Origin of the sequence: Actinoplanes sp. NPDC048988, assembly GCF_043197815.1 — a bacterium.
Taxonomy (GTDB): Bacteria; Actinomycetota; Actinomycetes; order Mycobacteriales; family Micromonosporaceae; genus Actinoplanes.
In genome coordinates, this window is sequence record NZ_JBICTW010000010.1 from 212,912 (window position 1) to 234,983 (window position 22,072).

The 22,072-nt window shown below is 73.5% G+C and carries 19 protein-coding genes and 1 pseudogene; 6 read left to right on the top strand and 14 right to left on the bottom strand.

Features of this window, described 5'->3' with window-relative positions:
- Positions 1-5 precede the first annotated feature (5 nt).
- Genes ACGFJ7_RS28640 through ACGFJ7_RS28650 form a run of 3 tightly spaced genes read right to left on the bottom strand, consistent with a single transcriptional unit; the run spans position 6 to position 3,448 of the window.
- On the bottom strand, positions 6-830 hold the full coding sequence (locus ACGFJ7_RS28640; protein ID WP_392644751.1) for a methylenetetrahydrofolate reductase: 825 nt from the start codon (positions 828-830) through the stop codon (positions 6-8).
- A 34-nt stretch (positions 831-864) separates the two neighbouring features.
- Complete coding sequence (locus ACGFJ7_RS28645; RefSeq protein WP_392644752.1) at positions 865-2,352, bottom strand: class I SAM-dependent methyltransferase; 1,488 nt, start codon at positions 2,350-2,352, stop codon at positions 865-867.
- A 7-nt stretch (positions 2,353-2,359) separates the two neighbouring features.
- Positions 2,360-3,448 (bottom strand): LacI family DNA-binding transcriptional regulator, encoded by a 1,089-nt coding sequence (locus tag ACGFJ7_RS28650; RefSeq protein WP_392644754.1) that lies wholly within the window; start codon positions 3,446-3,448, stop codon positions 2,360-2,362.
- 36 nt (positions 3,449-3,484) lie between these two features.
- Here ACGFJ7_RS28650 and ACGFJ7_RS28655 point away from each other — a divergent pair, with 36 nt between their 5' ends.
- Positions 3,485-4,633 carry an MFS transporter gene (locus ACGFJ7_RS28655; protein WP_360255109.1) on the top strand — a complete coding sequence of 383 codons (1,149 nt, stop codon included), beginning with the start codon at positions 3,485-3,487 and terminating at the stop codon, positions 4,631-4,633.
- Positions 4,634-4,690: 57 nt separating this feature from the next.
- Here ACGFJ7_RS28655 and ACGFJ7_RS28660 read toward each other — a convergent pair whose 3' ends face one another.
- Together ACGFJ7_RS28660 and ACGFJ7_RS28665 are read right to left on the bottom strand one after the other, a co-directional pair.
- Positions 4,691-5,062 (bottom strand): VOC family protein, encoded by a 372-nt coding sequence (locus ACGFJ7_RS28660; protein WP_360255107.1) that lies wholly within the window; start codon positions 5,060-5,062, stop codon positions 4,691-4,693.
- A gap of 26 nt (positions 5,063-5,088) precedes the next feature.
- Positions 5,089-5,598, bottom strand: a complete 510-nt coding sequence (locus ACGFJ7_RS28665) for a hypothetical protein (protein WP_360255104.1) — start codon at positions 5,596-5,598, stop codon at positions 5,089-5,091.
- A gap of 114 nt (positions 5,599-5,712) precedes the next feature.
- Between ACGFJ7_RS28665 and ACGFJ7_RS28670 the strand changes: the two genes are divergently transcribed.
- The gene (locus ACGFJ7_RS28670; RefSeq protein ID WP_360255101.1) at positions 5,713-6,426 is read left to right on the top strand and encodes a GNAT family N-acetyltransferase; all 714 of its coding nucleotides are present in this window, start codon (positions 5,713-5,715) and stop codon (positions 6,424-6,426) included.
- Here ACGFJ7_RS28670 and ACGFJ7_RS28675 read toward each other — a convergent pair whose 3' ends face one another.
- The gene (locus ACGFJ7_RS28675; RefSeq protein WP_392644757.1) at positions 6,427-8,895 is read right to left on the bottom strand and encodes a LuxR C-terminal-related transcriptional regulator; all 2,469 of its coding nucleotides are present in this window, start codon (positions 8,893-8,895) and stop codon (positions 6,427-6,429) included.
- A 112-nt stretch (positions 8,896-9,007) separates the two neighbouring features.
- Here ACGFJ7_RS28675 and ACGFJ7_RS28680 point away from each other — a divergent pair, with 112 nt between their 5' ends.
- Positions 9,008-10,243 carry an MFS transporter gene (locus tag ACGFJ7_RS28680; RefSeq protein WP_392644759.1) on the top strand — a complete coding sequence of 412 codons (1,236 nt, stop codon included), beginning with the start codon at positions 9,008-9,010 and terminating at the stop codon, positions 10,241-10,243.
- Here the strand turns inward: ACGFJ7_RS28680 and ACGFJ7_RS28685 are convergent.
- The 3 genes and pseudogenes from ACGFJ7_RS28685 to ilvC all read right to left on the bottom strand — a co-directional run.
- Complete coding sequence (locus ACGFJ7_RS28685; RefSeq protein WP_392644761.1) at positions 10,192-11,688, bottom strand: GMC family oxidoreductase; 1,497 nt, start codon at positions 11,686-11,688, stop codon at positions 10,192-10,194. The two genes, ACGFJ7_RS28680 and ACGFJ7_RS28685, sit on opposite strands and share 52 nt — an antisense overlap.
- Complete coding sequence (locus tag ACGFJ7_RS28690) at positions 11,685-12,140, bottom strand: nitroreductase family deazaflavin-dependent oxidoreductase (RefSeq protein ID WP_360255506.1); 456 nt, start codon at positions 12,138-12,140, stop codon at positions 11,685-11,687. Before ACGFJ7_RS28690 ends, ACGFJ7_RS28685 begins: the two co-directional genes overlap by 4 nt.
- 54 nt (positions 12,141-12,194) lie before the next feature.
- Positions 12,195-13,163, bottom strand: a pseudogene (ilvC, locus tag ACGFJ7_RS28695) (ketol-acid reductoisomerase); the annotation flags it as partial.
- Positions 13,164-13,383: 220 nt separating this feature from the next.
- On the opposite strand from ilvC, the gene ACGFJ7_RS28700 reads away from it, so the two are divergent.
- The gene (locus ACGFJ7_RS28700) at positions 13,384-16,128 is read left to right on the top strand and encodes an ATP-binding protein (RefSeq protein ID WP_392644762.1); all 2,745 of its coding nucleotides are present in this window, start codon (positions 13,384-13,386) and stop codon (positions 16,126-16,128) included.
- Here the strand turns inward: ACGFJ7_RS28700 and ACGFJ7_RS28705 are convergent.
- Both ACGFJ7_RS28705 and ACGFJ7_RS28710 read right to left on the bottom strand, forming a co-directional pair.
- Positions 16,115-17,497 (bottom strand): Na+/H+ antiporter, encoded by a 1,383-nt coding sequence (locus ACGFJ7_RS28705; protein ID WP_392644764.1) that lies wholly within the window; start codon positions 17,495-17,497, stop codon positions 16,115-16,117. The genes ACGFJ7_RS28700 and ACGFJ7_RS28705 overlap by 14 nt on opposite strands.
- A gap of 35 nt (positions 17,498-17,532) precedes the next feature.
- Positions 17,533-18,525 carry a DUF4331 family protein gene (locus tag ACGFJ7_RS28710; protein ID WP_360255088.1) on the bottom strand — a complete coding sequence of 331 codons (993 nt, stop codon included), beginning with the start codon at positions 18,523-18,525 and terminating at the stop codon, positions 17,533-17,535.
- Between the two features lie 179 nt (positions 18,526-18,704).
- Here ACGFJ7_RS28710 and ACGFJ7_RS28715 point away from each other — a divergent pair, with 179 nt between their 5' ends.
- Positions 18,705-19,808, top strand: a complete 1,104-nt coding sequence (locus tag ACGFJ7_RS28715) for a helix-turn-helix domain-containing protein (RefSeq protein ID WP_360255086.1) — start codon at positions 18,705-18,707, stop codon at positions 19,806-19,808.
- Between the two features lie 71 nt (positions 19,809-19,879).
- Entirely contained in the window at positions 19,880-20,200 is a 321-nt protein-coding gene (locus tag ACGFJ7_RS28720) for a nuclear transport factor 2 family protein (RefSeq protein WP_360255083.1), read from the top strand.
- Positions 20,201-20,280: 80 nt separating this feature from the next.
- On the opposite strand, the gene ACGFJ7_RS28725 is transcribed toward ACGFJ7_RS28720, so the two are convergent.
- From ACGFJ7_RS28725 to ACGFJ7_RS28735, 3 genes are read right to left on the bottom strand one after another with little or no spacing between them, the layout of a single operon-like run.
- Positions 20,281-20,520 (bottom strand): MoaD/ThiS family protein, encoded by a 240-nt coding sequence (locus tag ACGFJ7_RS28725; RefSeq protein ID WP_360255081.1) that lies wholly within the window; start codon positions 20,518-20,520, stop codon positions 20,281-20,283.
- Positions 20,521-20,552: 32 nt separating this feature from the next.
- The gene (gene moaA, locus ACGFJ7_RS28730; RefSeq protein WP_392644767.1) at positions 20,553-21,569 is read right to left on the bottom strand and encodes a GTP 3',8-cyclase MoaA; all 1,017 of its coding nucleotides are present in this window, start codon (positions 21,567-21,569) and stop codon (positions 20,553-20,555) included.
- On the bottom strand, positions 21,566-22,006 hold the full coding sequence (locus ACGFJ7_RS28735; RefSeq protein WP_360255077.1) for a molybdenum cofactor biosynthesis protein MoaE: 441 nt from the start codon (positions 22,004-22,006) through the stop codon (positions 21,566-21,568). Before ACGFJ7_RS28735 ends, moaA begins: the two co-directional genes overlap by 4 nt.
- Between the last annotated feature and the right edge of the window lie 66 nt (positions 22,007-22,072).

The window sequence follows — 22,072 nt, forward strand, 5'->3', positions numbered from 1 at the left end:
AAAGATCAGTGCTCCTTCGCGTACGCGTGGATCCACTCCGACGTCGCCCGCAGGCCGCCGAACGTGTAGAAGTGCAGCTTGACCTCGCCGTGCGTGGCGGGGTGGTAGTCGGTGGCGAGCGCGCGCAGGAACCGGCCCGGCCCGGCGGTGCCGGTGGTGGTGACCAGATCGGCGATCGAGGCGCCGGTGCCGACGCCGAGGCGGGCGGCGTAGCGGATCAGCCGGCCGGCGCCGGCCGGCCCGGGCACGCCGACCCGGACTGGGCTGTGGAGGCCGCGCTCGCGGAGGGCGGCGATCCAGTCGAGGACCGGGTCGGCGTCGAAGCCGAACTGGGTGATGATGTCGCCGCCGAGCGCGTGCCTGGCCAGGGCGGCGCTCTTGTCGGCGACGGCGTCCCACAGCACACCGTCCGGGATGCCGGGATGGCCCTCGGGGTGGCCGGCGATGCTGACCCGCCGGACGCCGTACCGCTCGAGCAGGCCCGACTCGATGATCGAGAGCGAGTCGGGGTACGGCCCGTGCGGATCGGCGGGGTCGCCGCCGACCACGAAGACCTCGTCGCTCACCCCGGCCGCCTGGAGCGCGGCCAGGAACTCCTCCAGCGTCTGCCGCGAGGCCAGCCGCCGGGCCGACAGGTGGGGTACGGGGACGAAGCCGGCCGCCCGCGCGGCGGTCGCCGCCGCCAGCCGTACGGCCGAGTCCTCGTGGGCGAGGAAGGTGATGTTGATCCGGGTGCCCGGCGGGATCGTGCCGCGGGCGGCCGCCAGCTCGCCGAGGTCCTTGCCGGTCATCTCGAGCGAGAAGTCGTGTAACAGCCGGTCCGCGTTCATGGAAGTGCCCGGAACGCTACCCGCGCCGACGCGGTCAGCCGTTGTGGGGGCGGCGGGCCACCGCGAGCAGGTGGGTGGACGGCCAGGGGAGCGGGGTGCCGTCGAGGCCGGCGAGTGACGCGACGGGGGCGATCCGGTTGTCGACGACCCAGTCGTTGCGGATCGGCGCCGAGGCGGGGTCGAGCGTGAACCCGACCTCGGTGAGCAGGGCCGTCCAGTCGGCGAAGCTCAGGCCGCAGAACTGCTCCTTGGTCTCGGAGAGCCAGTTGTCGGTGTAGTCCTTGCGGGTCAGGAAATCCATGGCCGAGCCCAGCTCGATCCGCACGGTCTCGTCGTCGACGGCCGCGAAGGAAAACGGGAACGCGAAATCGGCGGCGAACTGGTCGAGCCGGGCGCGGGTCGACAGGCTTTCCACGTACGCCTTCGACGGCTCACCGGAGACGGTGGCCGGGTTCGCGCCGTCGTCGCGGGTCAGGCGCAGCAGAACCTCGCGGTGCGGGTCGTCGGGTCCGCAGACGTCACTGTTGATCCAGACGCCGCCGGGGGCGGTGTGCTCGAAGATGCGGCGGGCGAATTCCCGGACCGAGGCGCGGCGTTGCCCGTACGACCAGATCTCATGGGTCAGGGCGAAGGTGAGAGTCGTGTCGACGGAACGCTCGTCGAAGATGGCGCCGCCCAGGACGTTGCGCTGATAGAAGTAGACGTTCGCGTTGCGGAAGACGCCCTGATCCTTCTTGTGCAGGCACTCCTGGTACAGGTGGCGGGCGATCTCGACGCCGATCAGATCGCTCTCGTAGAGCGCCGGCTCCCGGTCGGCCAGCTCGAGCACGGAGCCGGCCCCGCAGCCGATGTCGACGATCCGGCCGGGCTCGACATATTGCCGGACCGCGGCCCACTTGCGCTCGGCGGCGGCGGTGAAGGCCTCGACGTACGTGCGGTAGTCGCGGGTGGCGGTGAGACCGCCCTCGTCCCCGATGATCGGGTCGTTGATGACGGTACGGACGGTGTCGACCAGCCGGTACCGTTCGAAGACGTCGATGGTCGCCGGGTGGGCGAGCTCGCGCCAGGTCTCGTCCCCGCGGCTCAGCCGCAGAAGCACGTCCCAGGGCCGCTCCGGCGGCGTCGCCCGGGAGGCCTCGACCCGGGCGATCGGAAAGCCGAGAACCTCGTACAGCTTGGCCACTTCCGGCGTCGAACAGGCGACGACGGTGTCGTCCGGCGTGAGGTCGAGCCCGGTCGCCACGGTGATCGTCTTGAGGGTCACCTCGGCGAACGCGTCGGTGGGCGCGGCGTCGAAGATGGGGACGACCACGGACCGCAGACCGGTGCCGACGCTGAACCGCTCGATGGCGGCCTCCCGGCGGTGGTACGGGACGGGATTGCGCTTGGTGTTCTCGTGGTTGGCCGAGGTCACCGCCCAGACGATGGTCGCACCGTCACCGGCGAGCTCCCGCAGGTAGTCGGCCTGAAAGCGGGTCAGCAGATGGTGCCGCCCGGGAAAGAGAACAAAGCGAGCCACCATGCTGATCTTACTCAGGCCCTGCTCCGGCCGCCGAGCGACGAACGTCCTGTCGTTCGGGCGCCACCACGGTCCAGGGCACCTGGTGGTGGTCGAGGCCGCCGGACAGGGCCGCTCGCGCGCAGGCGCGGCCCTGGTCGCGTAACGAGGCCGCCACCGACCAGACTCCCGAGGTGATGGCCTCTCGGGAGCCGTCCCACCCGGTGAGGGTCACCTCTCGCCGGGTGCGGCCCGTGGCGGCGCGGGCGCCCAGCGCCAGCTCGTCGCTCATCGTCAGCATCACCACGGGGCCGGCGCCCTCCAGGGTCTCGAGCAGCGCCCCGGCGGCCTGCTCGCCGAGTTCGCGCTGATTGCGTTCCACCACGGCGATCCGTACGTCGTCCCAGTCGCGACCGGCCTCGGTCAGCGCGTCGCGGTAGCCGGCCAGGCGGGCTCCGGTGACGGGGAAGGGGACCGCCCGCGGGTCCGTCAGGTCCGGGGGCAGGTCGTGGCCGCGCAGGATGCCGCTGGTGCGGCGCCGGTCGAGGGGGAAGCTGACGATGACGGGGGTCGCTTCGGCCAGCGGCGTGGCCGTCGCGACCGCTGCCGCCGCCGCGCGGTCGTCGGGGCCGATGCACGCCAGCCCCGGGTGGGCCGGGCCGCCCTGGATGGCGGCGGGTCGCCCACTGCCGGCCACGGCGGCCAGGACCGGGTCGTCGGCGACGGTGGTCCAGAGCACGTATCCGTCCACCGACGCGGCCAGCACCCGGTCGACGTCGGAGGCGTCGCCTCGGGTGGGGATCAGCACCACGCCCAGGTCCTCGCTGACGCAGACGTCGGTGACCCCGGCCAGGAACTGGGCCGCCTGCGGGTTGTCGAGGAGGTAGGACAGGTGCTCCCCGACCACCACTCCGAGCTGGTTGGCGCGCCCGGAGCGCAGGGCCCGGGCGGTGCTGTCGGGGCGGTAGCCCAGCTGGGCCGCGGCCTCCAGCACGCGGGCCCGGGTGGCCTCGGCGACCCGGGTGGGGTGGTTGAAGGAGTAGGAGACCGTCATCGGCGCCACTCCCGCCTCTTTGGCGACGTCTTTGACGGTGGGGCGGCGTCGGGCGGGGGTGGTCATGGCAGCATCCTATCCGGCTGTGTAACGTTACGATTCATGCCTGCCGCCTACGCGCCGTACGCCGCCTTCGCCGCGTTCGGAATCTTCTGGGGTGCCTGGGGAGCGGCCCTGCCGGAATTGCGCACCCAGGCCGGGGCCAGCGAGGGCCAGTTGGGCACCGCCCTGCTCTTCATCGGTCTGGGGGCGATGCCGGCGATGGCCTTCACCGGCCGCGCGGTGGACCGCTTCGGGCTCCGCGTGGCGCCCTGGCTGCTGGCGGCCCTGGCCGGCGCCGGACTCCTCATCACCGCCGGCGCCGACGGGGTGGTGCTGCTGGTCGCCGGGATGCTCGTGGTCGGCGCCGCCTCCGGGGCCGCCGACGTGGCCATCAACACCTTGGCCGGGCGGGCCGAGCACGCCACCGCCAAGCCTCTGCTCACGCGCTCCCACGGGCTGTTCTCGGTGGGCGTGGTCATCGCCAGCCTGTCCACCGGGGCGCTGCTCGGCGCGGGACTGTCCCTGCCGGCGGCCTTCGCCGTGGTCGCGGCGGTGATGCTCGCCCTGGCCGCGGCCGCTCACCTGACCAGCGCGTCCCTGCGGCTGCCGGTGGAGGCTCGCGAAGAGCGCGCCCGGCTCCGCCCCGCCTTGCCGCTGCTGGTCGTCGGGCTGGTCGCCGCCCTGGCGTACGCCGTCGAGAACGCCCACCAGAGCTGGGGCGCGGTGATGCTCACCGACGTCTTCACCGCCTCACCCCAGCTGGCCGCCGCGGCCCCGGCCACCTTCGCCGCCACCGCCGCGCTGGCCCGCCTGAGCCTGGCCCCGTTCTCCCGCAGCCACCCCACCGCGATGCTGCTCGGCGGCGGCGTGCTGGCCACCGCGGGCAGCGTGGTGCTGGCCACCGCGCCCTCGGTCGCTGTGGCCCTGGCCGGCTTGGTGCTGGCCGCCCTGGGCACCGCGACGCTCTTCCCCACCCTCCTGAGCCGCAGCCTGCGCGACACCGGCCCGGCTGAGCACGGCCGGGCCACCTCCGCCGTCGCCGCCACCGCCTACCTGGGCTTCCTGCTCGGCCCGGCCTACGTGGGCCTGCTGGCCGAGAGCACCGACCTGCGCGGCGCGCTGATCGGCGTGGCCGCCCTCGCCCTGGTCTTCACCCTGGCGGCAGCACCGATCAGCACCTGGGCCGCGCGAAAGCCCACAAGGCGGTAGAACCCGTGACGACGGCTCCGGTTTCCGTACGGCCGGGCCGCCCGCCCGGAGCGGTGTTCAGTCCTTCGGCGCGACCCGGATGCGGTTCCCGTCGGGATCGGCGGCGAGGAAGGTCAGCCCGAATCCCGTGTCGTGCGGCTCGCGCAGGATCGTCACGCCCTTGGACTGCCACTGCTGGAAGAGCGCGGTGATCTCGTCGGGTCCTCCGCCGCCGATGGCCAGGCAGACCTCGCTGGTACGCGGCACGGTCGGCGACAGATCCTCGTACTGGCCGGACCACAGAGCGAGCTGAGCGCCCGGCCCGAGGTCGAAGGTGATGTAGGCCGGCGTCTCCAGCGAAGGGCTGAGGCCGAGCAGATCGCCGTAGAAGCGGGCGGCGGCGGGAGCGTCGTTCACGTAGACGATGGACACGACGGAGGTGGTGGTCATGGGCGTCATTGTCTCCTGAACTCGTTTCAACGGAGCCGGTGCCGAACAGAGCTCGCCTGCACGGCGCCGGTCTCGATGAGGTTCTCGTCCAGGCCGTTGGCGATCTCCAGACGGCCCTCGTCGAACGTGAACTCCACGGCCACCGTGCCCGCGGCCAGATCGGGGCGCGGTGGCCGCCATTCCAGGAGCGCGACTTCGCGCAGTTCCCGCCCGGCGAGCGGTTCGAGCCGGTCGTCCCGGCGCGACCACGCGGGTGTCAGATCCAGCGACTCCCAGCCGGTGATGGCCGCCCCGGTGTCGATCGTGTCCCAGCCGATCCAGAGCTCGGCGAACTTCGTGTGGCAGACCTCCACCTGAACCCCGTCGAAGTCCAGGACCACCGGGCACTCGGCGTACCAGTCCCCGTCCTCGACGAACCGCACCACGGCGAACCCCGTCAGCCGCCGCCCGACGAGCCCGGCCAGGCGCGACCCGTGCGCCCGCCGCACCGCGTCGAGCCCCACCAGGAACGACGGCTCATAACCTGCGATACCCATATACACAGCACCGGATTCTCCCGCCTGGCGCCGCGATCCACGGCCCCCGGACGGGGAGGAAAAGAGAGTCGAATGACCCATGCTGGCCGAGCCCGCGGTGGGGACGATCGGTGGGTGGAAAACCTCGATGTCCAACTAGCCGCCAACCGTGCCTACCTCGAGGGATGGTCGGTCGACACACGCGACGACCCGCTCACCTATCGCAGCGGGGTGCCGCACCCGACGCTCAACGGCGTTCTCCGGGTGCTCGATGCGGACCCGGCCCGGGCGTACGAGCGTGCCCGCACCCGCCTGTCCGGCGTGCCCTGGATCTGGTGGGTGGGGCCGGACAGCACTCCCGGCACGGCCGAGGCGCTGATCGGGCTGGGCGCCACCGAACTGGTCCGGGCGCCCATCATGGCGGTCGAGGCGGACCGGGTGGCCGACGTGCCCACCGCGGTGAGCGTCGGGGTGACCGAGGACGTCGAGGAGTTCGTCACCGCGTACGCCCGAGTCTCGGGGATCGTCCCCGAAGGTGTGGCGGCGGCGGTCGAACGGGAGAAGTCCTTCGACGGGCGCGTGGTGCGTGTGGCCGGGCGGGTGGAGGGCCGCATCGCCGGTACCGCCGAGATCTGGTTCAGCCACGGCCTGGCCACGCTGTACTTCGTCGGCACGCAGCCCGATCGGCGGCGCCGGGGGATCGCGGCCGCGGTGACCCGGGCCGCGGTCCGGCTGGCGTACGAGCGCGGCGCGCGCACGGTCAGCCTCACGTCGAGCGTGATGGCTGTGCCGCTCTACCGCGCCCTGGGCTTCCACGAGATCGGCGAGTACCGGCTGCTCACCTTCTGATCACGGGAGGGCGTCGCGCAGGGCCGCGCGCGTGCTGATGCCGAGCTTGCGGAAGGCGCCGTGCAGGTGGCTGCCGACCGTGCGCGGTGACAGCAGCAGGCGCGCGGCGATCTCCTTGTTGGTCAGGCCCGTGGCGGCGAGCCGGGCGATCTCGGTCTCCTGGCCGGTCAGCCGGATGTTGGTGGTGGCCGACGACTGGCGGCGCCGGCCGGTGGCCTGGAGCTCGGCCTCGGCGCGGGCCGCCCAGGGCCGAGCGCCCAGCTCCTCGAAGGTCTCGGCGGCCGCCGCCAACTGCTGCCGGGCGCGGACCGCCTGCCGGTTGCGCCGTAGCCGTTCGCCGTACAGCAACTGGACCCGGGCGATGTCGAAGCGGTAGCGGGCGGCGGACGGGGTCGCCAGCGCCTGCTCGAACAACAGATCCGCGTCGCCGGCGACGGCGGCGGCCGCGGCGACGTGCAGGGCCAGCCGGGGCGAAATGCTCGCGACGTCCGTGCCGGCGAGCGCTTCGGCGTGGGCCCGCGCTTCGGCCCGGTGGCCGCTGCGGGCCGCGGCCTCGGCCACGTCGAGCAGCACCCACATGACGTGCGGCGACGTGCGGGGCAGCGTGCCGGGCGCCATGATCTCGGCGAGCTCGGTGTAGGCGCGCTGATAGTCGCCACGGGCCAGCGCGGACAGTCCTTCGAGGTGGTGGCCCAGGATCCGACCGATCCCGGAGTCGCGGGGCGCGGTCCACCGGACCGGCTCGCCTCGGCCGGCGGCGACCAGAGCCCGGGTGAACCCGCCGGTCGCGAGGTACCGGCCGTACCCGTACCGGCCGCTCAACTCCATGATCTCCGCCGCGGTGCCCTCGACCCGGTCCCAGGCGCCGGTCAGCCAGTCCTCGCCGGCCAGCGAGACCAGGGCGTGCAGGGCCGCGGCGACGGCTCCGCCACGCCGGCCGTCCTCGGCTACGCGTTCGAGGGCGGCCCGGGCGCGGGGAACCCGGTCGACGTAGGCGGCGGCCATGCCGAGCCGCACCGCGAGCTGAGGGCCGGCGGCCTCGTCGATGAGCGCGTCCAGGGCAGGCATGGCGGCGGCCGCGGTGGCGAGGGGATTCTGGAGTACGGCGAGGCACACGTCCACCGTGGACGAGTTCTGCGGCCGGTGCTCGCCGACCGTCGCCCACAGATCGGTCCGGGCGGCGCTCCAGCAGACCGGCATCAACGTGTGCAGCGCGTCCTCGACGTCGCGCGCGGGCGCGCCGGGGTTCGCCGTCAACGCCTCGGCCAGCATCCGGTGGACGCCGAGAACCGAGCCACCCTCGTCGTAGACCAGCCGGGCCGCGGTGACGGCGGCCCGCAGCGACCCGGTGGCGCCGATCTCGCGGACGGCCCGCGCCGCCTCGCCCAGCCGGCCGCCCAGCTCCAGGCCGACATAGGCGGCGTACATGAGCCGGTCGGCCCGCGCCGGGCCGGCGCCGCTCAGCTCGGCCGCCCGGCTGACCAGCTCGACACCGCCGGCCACGTCGCCGCGGGCCAGCAGCAGCCGCCCGGCGTGCTCGATCTCGGCCGCGACGGCCTCGTCCGGGTCGACGGTCGCCTCGGCCAGGTGCCGGGCTCGCCGGACCGGATCCTCGCGGTACCGTTCGGCCAGCGCGGCGTGGGCCCGCTGCCGGGCGGCCGCGGTCGACGACTCGATGACCGCGACCCGGGTCAGCGGATGACGGAAGCGGGCCCCGGCCGGCTCCGGGTCGCCGCCGAGTGCGGCCCGCAGCAACGACTCCTGGGTGGCCGCGGGCAGCTCGGCGATCTCCCGCCGCAGCCTGGTCACCAGGCGGGAGGCCAGCGGGGTCCAGCTCGACGTGCTGCCCCGGGCCGGCAGCAAGGTCAGGGCGAGCGGGTTGCCGCGTGCCTCGGCCAGCACCCGGCGCCGCGCCCCGTACGACAGGCCGGGCCGCCGCTGGTCGAGCAGCCGGGCGCTGGACTCGTCGTCGAGGGCGCCGACAGCCAGCCGCCGGCCGAAGGGAATCGGCCCGGGCGGCACGGCGCGCTGCGCGCCCAGCAGCCGGAAGCCCGCGCCGGGCAGCCGCCCGGCCGCCGTCGCGATCACCTCGGCGCTCATGCGGTCCAGCCCGGGCGCGTCGTCCACCACGAGCAGCCCCGGTCCGGCCTTGCCCAGCACCGACAGCAGCGCCTCGGCGATCTCCGGAATGCTCGGCGGGGACCCGGTGTCCAGGCCGAGACAGACGGCCAGCGCCGGCTCGGACTCGGGCCCGGCGCCCAGCAGCAGCTGGTTGAGGGCGGCGAAGCCGATCTCCGACTCGAACTCGACGCCGGCGCAGCGCAGCACCGTCAGCCCGGCCTCCGCGGCCCGGCGGGCGGCCTCGTCCAGCAGGGCGGTCTTGCCGATGCCGGGGTCACCGACGACGAGGACCGCGTCGCCGTCCTCGATCTGCCGCAACTCGCGGTCCCGGCCCACCAACGTCATCATCGCCGTCCACGCTAGGCACCGCCCGGGCCGGTCCGCACTATGTCGTACGCCGCAGTGAACATAGGTCAAATGACCGGTGCCGCCGGCCGCCGATCGGCGCAGAGTGGGCCCGATGACGCGGATCAAAGCAGCGAGCTGCGTGGGCACCACCATCGAGTTCTACGACTTCTTCATCTACGGCACCGCGGCCGCCCTGGTCTTTCCCCAGGTGTTCTTCCCGGCGCTGGGCGGCGCGGCCGGCACCGTCGCCTCGTTCGCGACGTACGCCGTGGCCTTCGTGGCCCGCCCGATGGGCTCCGTCGTCTTCGGCCACTTCGGCGACCGCTACGGCCCGCGCCCGGCCCTGGTGGCGACCCTGCTCACGATGGGCCTCGCGACCTTCGCGATCGGCGTGCTGCCGGGCGCGACCGTCCTTGGCGTGGCCGCCCCGATCATTCTGGTCGTCCTACGGTTCGTCCAGGGTCTGGCCGTGGGCGGTGAGTGGGCGGGCGCGGTCCTGCTGGCCACGGGCGCCGCCCCCGCCGGTTCGCGCGGCTGGGCGGCGGTGTTCCCGCAGCTCGGCCCCCCGCTGGCGTTCGGCCTGGCCAATCTGAGTTTCCTGGGCCTGCTCCAGGTCAGCTGGCGAATCCCGTTCCTGCTCTCGATCGTCCTGGTCGGCGTGGGTCTCTACGTGCGGCACGGCCTCCCGTCGACTGACCTTCCGGGCGGGGAACGCCGGCGGTCGCCGCTGCGGGAGGTCTTCGCCGGCCAGCCGCGCCAGGTCATCCTGGGCGGGCTGGCCCAGACCATGCCGTTCGCCTTCTTCTTCACCGGCACGGCCTTTCTGACCGGCTACGGGACGCGGGCCGGGCTCGAGCGGCCGGTGGTGCTCGGCATCGGCGCCGGGGTCGCGCTGCTCTTCGGCGGGGTCGTCGCGCTGGCCGGCGCCTGGTCGGACCGGGTCGGCCGCCGCCGGCCGATCGTCGTGGCCTGCGTGCTGGCCCTGCTGTGGGCGCCCGTGCTGTTCCCGGTGATCGATCTCGGCGGACCGGTCGCCTTCGGGGCCGGGCTCGCCGTGACCCTTTCCATTTTCGGGCTGGCCTACGGCCCGGTCGGCTCCTACCTGCCCGAGCTGTTCCGCCCCGGCCACCGCTACACCGGAGCCGGCGTGGCCTACAACCTGGGCGCGGTCGTCGGCGGGGCGATTCCGGCGCTGGCCGCCCCCGCCCTCGCCGCCGCCCACGGCGGCGAGGCCGTGGGCGGGATGCTCGCGCTGACCGCCCTGATCTCGCTGGCGTGTCTGCTCGCGTTGCCGTCCTACGCGCCGGAGCCGGCGATCAGGTCGGAGGCGCGCTCGGCGATCGCGTAGACGGTGGCGTTGGTGTTGCCCGAGGGCAGTGACGGCATCACCGACGCGTCGACGACACGCAGGCCGGTCACACCGCGGACGCGCAGCTCGCCGTCGACCACGGAGCCGGGGTCGTCGCCCATCCGGCAGGTGCCGGCGAAGTGGTTGTACGGGCGGAGGTTGTCCCGGGCGTACTCGTACAGATCCCGGTCCCCGGGCTGGGCCTCCCGGCTCCGCCAGTCCTTCAGCGCCGTCGTGTCACCCAGCTCACGCGCGATCCGCAGCCCCCGCACCATCGCCTCCAGATCTTCCGGTGCCGTGTAGTAGCCGGGATCGACCAGCGGCGTGGAGCCGGGCCGGGCGTCGGCCAGCCGTACGCTGCCTCGGCTGTGCGGGGTCATCACCGACACCCCGATGGTGTAGCCCCGGTCCAGCTCCGGACCGTCCAGGCCGTCCCGCCGCAGCGGCACGTCGACCATCATGATCTGCAGGTCCGGGCCATCGAGCCCGTCCCGGCTGCGGACCGCGCCCTGCACCTCGCCGTGATTGTTGGCCGCCGGCGGAACGGTGCGCGCCGCCTCGTAGACGACGCCGGACAGCGGATGGTCCTGCAGGTTCCGGCCGACCGCCGGCACGTCGGCCCGGACCGGGATGCCGTGGCGGCGCAGGTCGGCGGCCGGGCCGATCCCCGAGAGCATGAGCAGCTGGGGCGAGCCGATCGCGCCCGCGCTGACCACGACCTCGCGGGCGGCGCTCGCGGTGGTCAGCGGCCCGTCGCCGGCGCGGTATTCGACACCGGTGCAGCGCTCACCGGCGAACAGCAGGCGGTGGACCAGGACGCCGGTGCGGATGTCCAGGTTGGCGCGGTCTTTCGCCGGGAGCAGGTACGCCGTCGCCGCGTCCGACCGCCGCCCGTCGGCGATGCTCAGGTCGGCCCAGCCGAAGCCCTCCCGCAAACCGGAGGAGTAGTCCCGCACAACCGGCCGGCCCACCTCGGTGACGGCCTCCAGGAAGGCGGTCGACAGGGGGTGCCTGGTCACGGCGGGCCCGACGCGCAGGGGGCCGTGCATGCCGCGGATCGCCGGGTCGCGGTCGGCGATCCCGCTCAGGTTCTCGTTGCGTTTGAAGTAGGGCAGGAGATCGTCGTACGACCAGCCGTGGTAGCTGCTGGGGTGCCCGCGCATGAAGGACATGGCGTTGATCGTCGAGCTGCCGCCCAGGGCCCGCCCGCGCGGCACGGAGACCGTCCGGTCGCCGGCGGCGGTCTGCGGAACCGAGTGGCCGCCCCAGTTCGCGGAGGTTCCCTCCAGCGCCGGCCAGGCCGGGGGCACCGCCATCAGCGGAAGCGGCTCGGCGTCGCCCGCCTCCAGGAGCAGCACCCGGGCCGTGCCGCTCTCGGACAGCCGGGCGGCGAGGACGGAGCCGGCCGAGCCGGCCCCCACGATGATGTAGTCGAAGTCGGTCATGGGGTTTCCTCCGGGGTCAGCACCAGCACGGGGATGTGGCGATCGGTCCGGGCCAGGTAGTCGGTGAAGGAGGGCCAGACGGCGGCGGCGCGCGACCACCACAGGTCACGCTCGGCCCCCTCGACCTCGGTGGCGGTGAACCGGCCGTGGGCCGTGCCGTCCCACAACTCGACCGAGGGGTGGGCGACCGCGTTGTGGTACCAGGCGGGGTTGCGGGTGTTGCCGCCCTTGGAGGCGATGACCGCGTACCGGCCGTCGTGTTCGACCCGGATGAGCGGGGTGCGGACCTCGCGGCCGCTGCGCGCGCCGCGCGTGGTCAACACGATCAGCGGGGCGGCGATGTCGCCCAGCACGGCCTTGATGGCGTCGGTGGTGCCCGCCTCGTCCGCGGTCGACAGCAGCCGCGACTGGTCGTAGCGCCAGCCGTCGTCCGGCACCGCGGCCAGGTCCATGTCGGCGGTGGGCTGTTCGGGCTCGGGCTCGGGCTCGGGGGAGGGCGACGGCACGCGCAGGCGTACCCCGACCTCCTCGATGGGGTGCGTGGCCGCGGCCTGCCGCATCTTCTGCAGGCGCGGGCTGCCGTGCTCCACGTCGTCGATCAGCTCGGCCGCGAACGTGCCGTTGCGGATCTCGTTGAGGACCCAGCGCATCTCGTCGCGTACCCGGCCGTCGATGATGCGGGGGCCGCGCGTGTAGTCGCCGAACTCGGCCGTGTCGGAGATGCTGTGCCGCATGGCCGTGAGGCCGCCCTCGTAGACGAGGTCCACGATCAGCTTCAGCTCGTGCAGGCATTCGAAGTAGGCGAGCTCGGGCGGGTACCCGGCCTCGGTGAGCACCTCGAAGCCGGCCGTGACCAGGGCGGTGAGGCCACCGGCGAGCACGGCCTGCTCGCCGAACAGGTCGGTCTCGGTCTCGTCGGCGAAGGTGGTGCGCAAGGCGCCGGCACGGGTGCCGCCGATCGCTTTGGCGTACGACAGGGCGAGCGGCCAGGCCCCGCCGGTGGCGTCCTGTTCCACGGCGACGAGCACGGGCACGCCACGGCCGTCGGCGAACTGACGCCGTACGAGATGACCCGGCCCCTTGGGCGCGACCAGCACCACGTCGACGTCGGCCGGCGGCGTGACGAGCCCGAACCGGATGGCGAAGCCGTGGGCGAACAGCAGCGCCTTGCCGGCCGTGAGGTGCGGCTCGATCGACTCGGCGTAGAGGCGCCGCTGGGCGGTGTCCGGCGCGAGCACCATGATCACGTCAGCCCAGGCGCAGGCCTCGGCCGGCGGGAGGACGGTCAGGCCCTGCTCCTCGGCGGCGGCGCGGCTCGCCGAGCCGGATCGGAGCCCGACGACCACCTCGACGCCGGAGTCCCGTAGCGACAGGGCGTGCGCGTGCCCCTGGCTTCCGTAACCGATGACGGCGACCCGGCGGCCCTGAACAACCGACAGGTCGGCGTCGTCGTCGTAATAGACCTCGACGGTCATCTCTTTCCTCACATCTGGCCGTTGACAGCGGGCGTTTCGCAAATTACTGGCGGGATGACACCGGAAAACAGGTGCAAGATCGACATCGGGCGAGGCCGCCGGTGGAGGAAGCCCACATTCGGGGCGTCGTCTCGAGGCGCCGCCTCGCCCGGTGGAACGGGTAATCGAGTAGGTCATCTGACCGACGCAGCATCCCGCGTCGGCCGCTAGCTTCCAGGACGTGCAACTGGTAGGCCGTGAACGCGAAATGGAGTCCCTGACCGCCTTCCTGGAGAGGGCCGCCGGCCACGGCGCGGTACGCCTGCTCTACGGCGACCCCGGGGTGGGCAAGAGCGTCCTCCTGGACGCCGCGGCGGCCCTCGCCGAGCGGGCGGGAACACACGTGCTGCGCGCCACGGGCACCGAGTTCGAGGCGGACGTGAGCTATGCCGCCCTGGTCGAGCTCCTGGCTCCTCTGACGCGCGACATCGGCCGGTTGCCCTCCCTGTACGCCGACGCGCTGGGCGCCGCCCTCGGCGTGGGCTTCGTCCCGGCGCCGTCGGGGCCGCCCGCGGCGGCCGGCGGGCCCGCGCCGTCGCGGCTCGTGCTGGGTAACGCGGTGCTGGCTCTGCTTCGTGCCGGCGCGGCCGAGCGGCCGCTGTTGCTTGTCGTGGACGACCTTCCCTGGATCGACCGGGCCAGCGCGACCATCCTCGGCTTCGTCGCCCGGCGCCTGGCCGGGTCCCGCGTCGGGCTGCTGGCGGCGTCACGGACCGGCGAGATCAGCCACTTCGAGCGGGCCGGCCTGCCCGAGGAGGGTGTCGAGCCGCTGGCGCCGGCGGCGGCCCGGCACCTCGTCGACGTCCGGCATCCGCGCCTGCCCGGCCGGATCCGGAGCCGGCTGATGGCCGAGGCCGACGGCAACCCTCTCGCGCTGCTCGAACTCGCCGGCACCCTGAGCGGCGAACGGCGGCCCCCGGACGTCCTGCCACTCAGCGACCGGCTGCGAGCGGCGTTCACCGTTCGGCTCGGTGGCCTGCCCACCTCCACCCGGCGGCTGTTGCTGCTGGCCGCCCTCGACCAGTCCATCGACCTGATGATCCTGCGCCGCGCCGCTCAGGACGTGGCCCAGGGGCTGGGCGCGGCGGAGCGGGAGCAGCTGATCGAGGTGAGGCCGGCGGCGAATCGGCTGCGGTTCCGGCACCCGCTCATGCGGTCGGCGGTCGTCGAGCTGGCCACACCGGCCGAGCGGCGGGAGGCCCACACGGTGCTGGCCGGGTTGCTCGCGGACGATCCCGAGCGCCGCGCCTGGCATCTGGCGGCCGCCACCGAGGAATCCGATGAAAAGGTGGCCGCGCTGCTCGAAGACGTCGCCCGCCGGGTGCTTCGCCGTGGCGACGCCTCGGGTGCGGTCACCGCGCTCACCCGGGCCGCCGAGCTCAGCCCGGCGCCGCGGGATCGCAGCCGGCGGCTGGCCGAGGCGGCCTATCTCGGCGCCGACATCACCGGTGAGCTCGGCAGCGCCTCCCGGCTCCTGGCCGACGCCCGGCGGGTCGATCCGGCGCTCGGTGGGTCGCTGCACGCCGCCGCGGCCGCCGCCTACATGCTCGTCAACGGCGACGGTGACGTCGAGACCGCGCACGCCGTCCTCGTCGGGGCCATCGAAGCCGCCGGGCCGGAGCTGGACGCGGGCAACGACGATCTGGTCGAGGCCCTGCACACGCTTCTGCTCGTCTGCTGGTGGGCCGGCCGCACGGAACTGTGGGCGCCCCTGCATGACTTCGTCGGCCGGCTCACCCCGGCCGTGCCCGAGCAGCTGGACCTTCAGATCCGCGCCTTCCCCGACACCGCCCGGTCCACCGCGCGCGACCGGGCCGGCCTTCTCGCCGCCATCGCCCAGCAGGACGAGGAGTTCGAGCCCAACCGGATCATCCGGATCAACACGTCGTCGGTCTATCTCGACCTTCTCGGCGGCTGCCGGGCCGGGGCCTGGCGGCTCGTGGAGGACGGCCGGGCCGGTGGCGCTGTGCGCAGCAGCCTGGGCGCGCTCATGCACCTGTGCCTCGACGATTTCGTGACCGGGCGGTGGGCCGAGGGGCAGGAGCTCGCCGACGAAGGCCTCGCCCTGTGCCGCAGCCACAACTACGACTTCATCGTCTGGTACTTCCTCTATCACCAGGGCGTCCTGGCCGCCGTGCGCGGCGACCACCTGGCGGCGGCCCGCTGGGCCGACGAGCTGACCGACGTCGCCGAGCGGCGCCACGCGCGGGGAGCGGCGCGGTTCGCCCATCAGGCCCGGGCCCTGTCGGCCCTCGGCCGGGGTGATCACGAGGCGGCGTTCCGGCACGCGAGCGGCCTGAGCCCGGCCGGCGAGCTGGCCCCGTACACCCCGCACGCTCTCTGGGTCGTCCTCGACCTGGTCGAATCCGCATGGCACACCGGGCGCCGAGCGGAGGCCCGCGCCCACGTCGAGGCGATGCGGGCCGCCCGGCTGCCGGAGATCTCGCCGCGGCTGGCGCTGCTCACGGCCGGGTGCGAGGCGGTGGTGGGTCACGAGGAGCTGTTCGCCGTGGCCGAGGCGACGCCGGGCGCCGGGCAGTGGCCGTTCGATCTGGCCCGGATCCGGCTGCTGCACGCCGAGCGGCTGGTCGGGCGGCGGGCCGTCGTCGAGGCGCGGCCCATCCTGCGGGAAGCGCTCGCCGCCTTCGAGGAGCTCGGGGCCGCGCCGTGGGCCGAACGGGCCCGGCGGGCGCTGCGGGCGGCCGGCGGCGATCAGCGGCAGTCCGGACCGGAAAGCCTGACACCACAGGAGACGCAGATCGCCCGGATGGCCGCCGCCGGCCTCACCAACAAGGAGATCGCGGCCCGGTTGCGGCTGTCGCCGCGATCGGTCGGCGCCCACCTCTACCGGATCTTCCCGAAGCTGGGCATCGGCAAGCGGGCCGCGCTGCGGGACGCGCTGGACCGGGCGCCTACTGGCGCTTGAGAAGGGTCTCCTCGGCGTCCAGCCGCTCCTCGACGTACCGCAGGACGCTGTCGTCGATACGCCCGGCGTCGCGCAGGCCGACCAGCGCCCGGCGCCGGGCCGCGATCACCGCCAGACGCCGATCGGTGTCGCCGTCGCCGTTGGCGGCGACGTGCCGGGCGGCGTCGGCCATCTCGTGCTCGGCCAGGCGCAGCTCGTCGTCGAAGGCGGTGTCGGCCGGCAGCCGGGCCCAGCGCACGACACGGGGGAACAAGGCCGCCTGGACCAGCAGGGTGGCGATGATGACGCCGCAGACGGTGAAGACGATCAGGCCGCGCGACGGGTACGCGGCCGGGATCGACAGGGCCACGGCCAGCGACACCGCGCCCCGGAAGCCGGAGACGCCGCTGACCACCCGGGCCCGGGCCCCGACCCGGCGGGCCCGCTGGCCGGGGCGGCGGTCGAGGGCCCGGATGAGGTACGGGGTGGTGAACAGCCACAGGAAACGGGCACCCACCACGGCGATCGAGGTGGCGGCCACCGCCAGCAGGCCCCGGGTCACGGTCACGCCGGACAGGCCGCGGACCGCCGCGTGTGCCTGCACGCCGATGAGGACGAACAGGGCGCCGTTGAGCAGGAACGTGGCCAGCCCCCAGAACGCGAACGTCTGCTGCCGGGTGCGGGGCTTGCCCAGCCGGGGCCCGGCGTGGCCCATCATCAGGCCGGCCACCACGACCGCGATGACGCCGGAGGCGCGGGCCTGCTCGGCGATCAGGTAGGCCGTGAACGGGATCAGCAGGATGGTCACGTTCTCCAGCGTCGGATCGGTCAGTCGCCGGCGGATGCGGGTGGCGGCCGCGCCCACGAGCGCACCCGTGGCGCAGCCACCCGCGTACGACCAGATCAGCAACCACCCGGTCAGCGCGACGCCCGGGCGGCTCGAACCCACCGCCAGGCCGAAGATGACCAGCGCCGTGCCGTCGTTGACCAGGCTTTCCGCGCGCAGCACGGAGATCGTGCGGCGCGGCAGCGAGCCGGCCAGCGCGCCCACGGCGGTCGCGTCGGTCGGCGCGACCGCCGCCCCCAGCACCCAGGCCGGCCCCCACGGCAGGCCCAGCGCGTGCGCGGTGGCCGCGACGATCGCGGCCGTCGCGGCCACCAGCAGCGTGCTGGTCAGCACGATGACCCGCAGGTTGCTGCGGATCTCGCGCAGGGAGGTGGTCAGGCTCTCCCAGAAGAGCAGGGCCGGCAGGAACAGCAGCAGCACCGCCTCGGGCTCCAGCCGCACCCCGCGCAGCTGCGGGGCGAAGCCGGCCAGCACGCCCAGGCCGACCAGCAACACCGGCGGGGCCAGGCGCAGCCACGGCGACAGGAGGTTGCCGATCAGCAACGCCAGCCCGAGGACGACGACGAGCTCGAGGCTTTTCAGGACGCGGCGGGGACGTAAGGGAACGTCTCCCGCGGCTTGGCCGTGATCGATTCCTTGCCGATGCCCAGGGCGATCGGGGTGTTGGCGGCCAGGCTGAACATGACGTCCGGGGCGTTGTCGGTCAGCGAGCGCCCGTTGAAGCCGGCGAAGCCGAACACGGCCGGCGTTCCGACGGTGTAGGGCAGGATGTTCGGGAACAGGCGGCGGGTGACGGTCTCGGCGTATGCGGCCGGATCCTCCGCGGTGCCGTAGGCGCCCACGATGCCCGCGATCTCCTTGGTCACCAGGTCGCCGTAGACGGCCGGGTCGTCCTTCGGCTCGCCCGCGTTGAGCCGGTCGCCGAGGTCTTCGTTGTACTGGGTGAACAGTGGGTGGATCATCGGCAGGCCGATCCGGTTGATCGAACGCCAGCCGCCGGCGTCGGTCTGCAGCGACGCGACCGCCCAGACGCCGATCCGGCCGCTGACGACCGACTCCGGCAGCTCCAGCACGATCGCGTGGACGGTGTGGCCGGCGAACAGGTTCTTCGCCCGCGCCGGAGTCCAGTCGCCGAGGTCGAGCTTCGTGCCGTCCTGCACGGCGTGGCCCATGGCGTGCAGCACGTCCGGTTCGATCCAGAACGGGTCGCCGGCCTTGCCGGCCCACACCCGCAGGCCGTTGTCCGTGGTGACCTCGGCGCCGGTGACCCCGCTCGCGATCGGCGTCTCGGCGCCGCCGACCTGGACCAGGTCGTAGCGCTGCCGGCCCTCGGCGTCGCGCTCGGCGAAGGTGAACCGGTAGGTGATCTCCTCGACCGCGTCGCCGTTCGTGTCGATCTTGAACTCGTACTTGCCCTCGGGGTGGAAGCCCGGCTCCGGGATGTCACCGGCGATCGAGTGGCAGACGTTGATCACCAGGGCGGTGCCGGTCTCGCCGCGGAACGCGTACAGGTCGGTGATGTCCAGGCGGACGTCCTGCCGCGCGAGCGGCGAATCGAGATGGTGCGACATGGGATTCCTCTCCTCGCTTGCTGTCTCCTCATCGTGTGGCGGCCCCCGGCCGCCGTCTGTCGTGCCGGCCAGTGGTCCGGCGTGGGGTTTTCCCGAGTACGGGGTCAGGGCAGCGTCATGGCCGTCCGCCGTCGCCGGGCCGAGGATCGAACCCGTCGGAGGCAACAGTGGAGGAACACATGACGACGATCGACGCGGACGAGCGGCTGCGGCTGGTCGACGACCTCGTGGCGCTGGTGACCGGCGAGGAGCCGTCGGCCGGCCGGATCGTCCAGCTCCTCGGCCGGCACTTCGGCGGGGAGTGCCGGCTCCTGGACAGCGGCTTCCGGCTGGTCGCGGGCACGGCGCCGCGCGACCCGGAGGGCTTCCGCCGCCGGGTGCGACAGGCCGCCGACACCACGGCGGTCGTCGCCCTCGACCAGGGCCTGCTGGTGCTGGACACCGGCGAGCCGCTGAACGACGAGCGGCGCGTGGACCTCCACCGGGCCGCCCGGCTGGCCGGGCTCGGCCTGCGTCGCCGCGACGAGCTGGCCCGCGCCCACGCCCAGCTCCGCGGCGAGCTGCTCGACGAGTTGCTCGCCGCGCGGGGGCCGTTGCCGCCGGGCGTCAGCGCGCTGGCCGGGCTCCGCGGCTTCGACCTGGACACGCCGTACGTCGTGGTGTGCGTGCGAACCCGCGACGCCCGCGCGGTGACCGACGTGGCCGCGCTCCTTGAAGGCCTGGGCGGCCGGCACGGCGACGCCTCGGTGGCGGTCCTGCCCGGCGACGACCCGGTGGCCATCGGTCACCGGGTCGCCCAGCGCCTGCGGGCCCGCCGGCACGCCCCGGTGGCCATCTGCGTCTCCGACCCGGTGCTCCCGCGCCGCGACGGGCTGGCCGCGGCGGCCGCGGCCGCCGCGCACGGGGCCGAGCTGCTGGCCGCGCTCGGCGTCGACGACCGCGTGGTCACCGCGCACGACCTGGTCGTCTACCGCAAGCTGTTCGACGCCGAGCGGGCCGGAGAGCTGCGCACGTTCGCGCTGGGCACGCTCGAGCCGTTGCTGAGCCACGACCGCGACCACCGCGGCGACCTGCTGCGCACGGTGCGGGTGCTGATGGCCAACAACGGCAACGCGACCCGGGCCGCGCGCGAGCTCTACATTCACCCCAACACCATGGGCAAGAGGCTGGACCGGATCGGGCGGCTGCTCGGTCCGGACTGGCAGAGCGGCCCGTTCAACCTGCACCTCCGGCTGGCCCTGCACCTGCTGGAACTGGGCGCCGACATGGACCGGGCCGCATGACGCTGATCAGACAGGCCGCCGCGTTGCTGGCCGCATTGCCACCCCTTCGCCATCGCCACCGAGGAGAGAAGATGAACCACCTGACCGAACCCGTCCAGCGCGCGCTCGACGCGGCCAACGCCAACGACATCGACGCCTTCCTGGCCTCCTTCACCGACGACGGGGTGGTCGACGACTGGGGACGCGAGTTCCGGGGCGCCGAGCGCATCCGGGGCTGGAGCGACAACGAGTTCATCGGCAAGCAGGTCGCTCTGACCGTCAAGGACATCCACGTCCAAGGCGCCGACATCACCGTCACCGTCGAGGTCGGCGGCAACGGCTACACCGGCCCGGGTCACTTCACCTTCCGCGTGGACGGCGACCGCGTGTCCCGGATGACGATCCGGGCCTGACCGGCGGGCAGCTCCGTGGGGCGCGGGCCGGCTCGGCCGCGCCCCACGGAGCTTCGGCGTGACGCCGATGGATCTCGCGGCTATCCTCCGGCGAACGGAGGCAGGACATCGACGACGGCGCCGGCCGGCAGCGGCCGATGTGGATCATGACAGGCCGTGCTGTCGACCAGAAAGCTCGACGATGCCAGGACGGCGGCCAGACGCTCACCGTGGCGCGCGGCGAGAACGCGATTCATCTGGCCGAGGGTCGTCGCTGAGATCGTCTCCGACGAGAGACCGCCGGCGGCGGCGCGAGCCGCCGCGAAGTATCGAACTATCATGATCTGCCCCTTGTGTGAGCGCCGTGGCGACGTCATCCACCGATGGCGGACATCGGCCGGTCCGGCTGGCGGAACGAAGGATCATCGATGCCGTGGCCGACGGGCTTGCCCCGCATGGCGGCTCGCCAGGCGGCGGCGATTTCTTGGTCGGTGGCGCCGTTGCGCAGCAGCGAGCGCAGATCGCTCTCCTGCGAGGCGAACAGGCAACTGCGGACCTGCCCGTCGGCGGTGAGGCGGGTCCGGTCACAGGCGCCGCAGAACGGCTGCGTCACACTCGCGATGAGGCCCAGGCGTGCCGGTTCGCCGGCCGCGTCGACGTGCCCGGGCACCAGCCAGATTTCGGCCGGGGCGGCACCGCGCCGGTTCTGATCGGGGACGAGCCCATAGGAGACGAGGCTCGCCGTGATCTCCTCGGCGGTCACCATGTCCAGGCGGCGCCAGCCGTGCTGGGCGTCCAGCGGCATCTGTTCGATGAAGCGCAGCTGGTAGCCGTGGCGGAGGGCGAAATCCAGCAGCGCTGGTGCTTCGTCGTCGTTGACGCCGCGGATGAGCACCGCGTTGATTTTCACCGGGGTCAGGCCGGCGGCCGCCGCCGCGCTCAGCCCGCGCAGCACGTCGGCGTGCCGATCGCGCCTGGTCAGGGTGTGGAAGCGGTCGGGTCGCAGAGTGTCGAGGGAGACGTTGACCCGATCGAGGCCGGCCCCGCGCAGCGCTGCGGCGAGCCGATCGAGCCCGATGCCGTTGGTGGTCAGCGACAACGCCGGGCGTGGGCGGAGCCGGGCGATCCGGTCGACGATGCCGACGAGGCCACGACGGATCAGCGGTTCCCCGCCGGTGAAGCGAACCTGGGTCACCCCCAGAAGCTCGACCGCCACCCGAACCAGCCGCACGACCTCGTCGTCGCTGAGCTGTTGCTCGCGCGGCATCCAGGCGAGCCCTTCCTCGGGCATGCAGTAGCCGCAGCGCAGGTTGCAGCGATCGGTCAGGGACACGCGGAGGTCCGTGGCGACCCGGCCGAAGCGGTCGGTGAGCCCGCTGGTCGATGTCATGGGCAGTTCACCCATTCGTCGGTGCCGTCGAGGAACACTTGGTGCTTCCAGATCGGCAACCGCGCCTTCGCTTCCTCCACCAGCCGGGCACAGGCGGCGAACGCGTCGGCCCGGTGCGCGGTGCTCACCGAGGCCATCAGCGCCAGGTCGCCGACGCGCAGCGGGCCCACGCGGTGGGAGACGGCGAGGCGGACGACGTGGGGGTCGGCGGCGACGTCCTCAGCCACCTGGCGCAGGATCTCGTCGGCGTCCGGGTGGCATTCGTAGTTGAGCTCGAGGACGGCGCGGTCGTGGTCGTGGTCGCGTACGACACCGTGGAAGGACACGACGGCGCCGGCCCGCCGGTCGGCCACCGCCGCCTCGTGCTCCGTCGCTCGCAGCTTCGCCCGGGTCACCCGGGCGAGCGCGACCTTGGTGGCGAACGTATGAGTGGTCATGGTGCTACTCCTTCAGCCGGGAGGGTGGGACCGGTGACGGGCTGACGCCACCGGCCCCGCCCGACA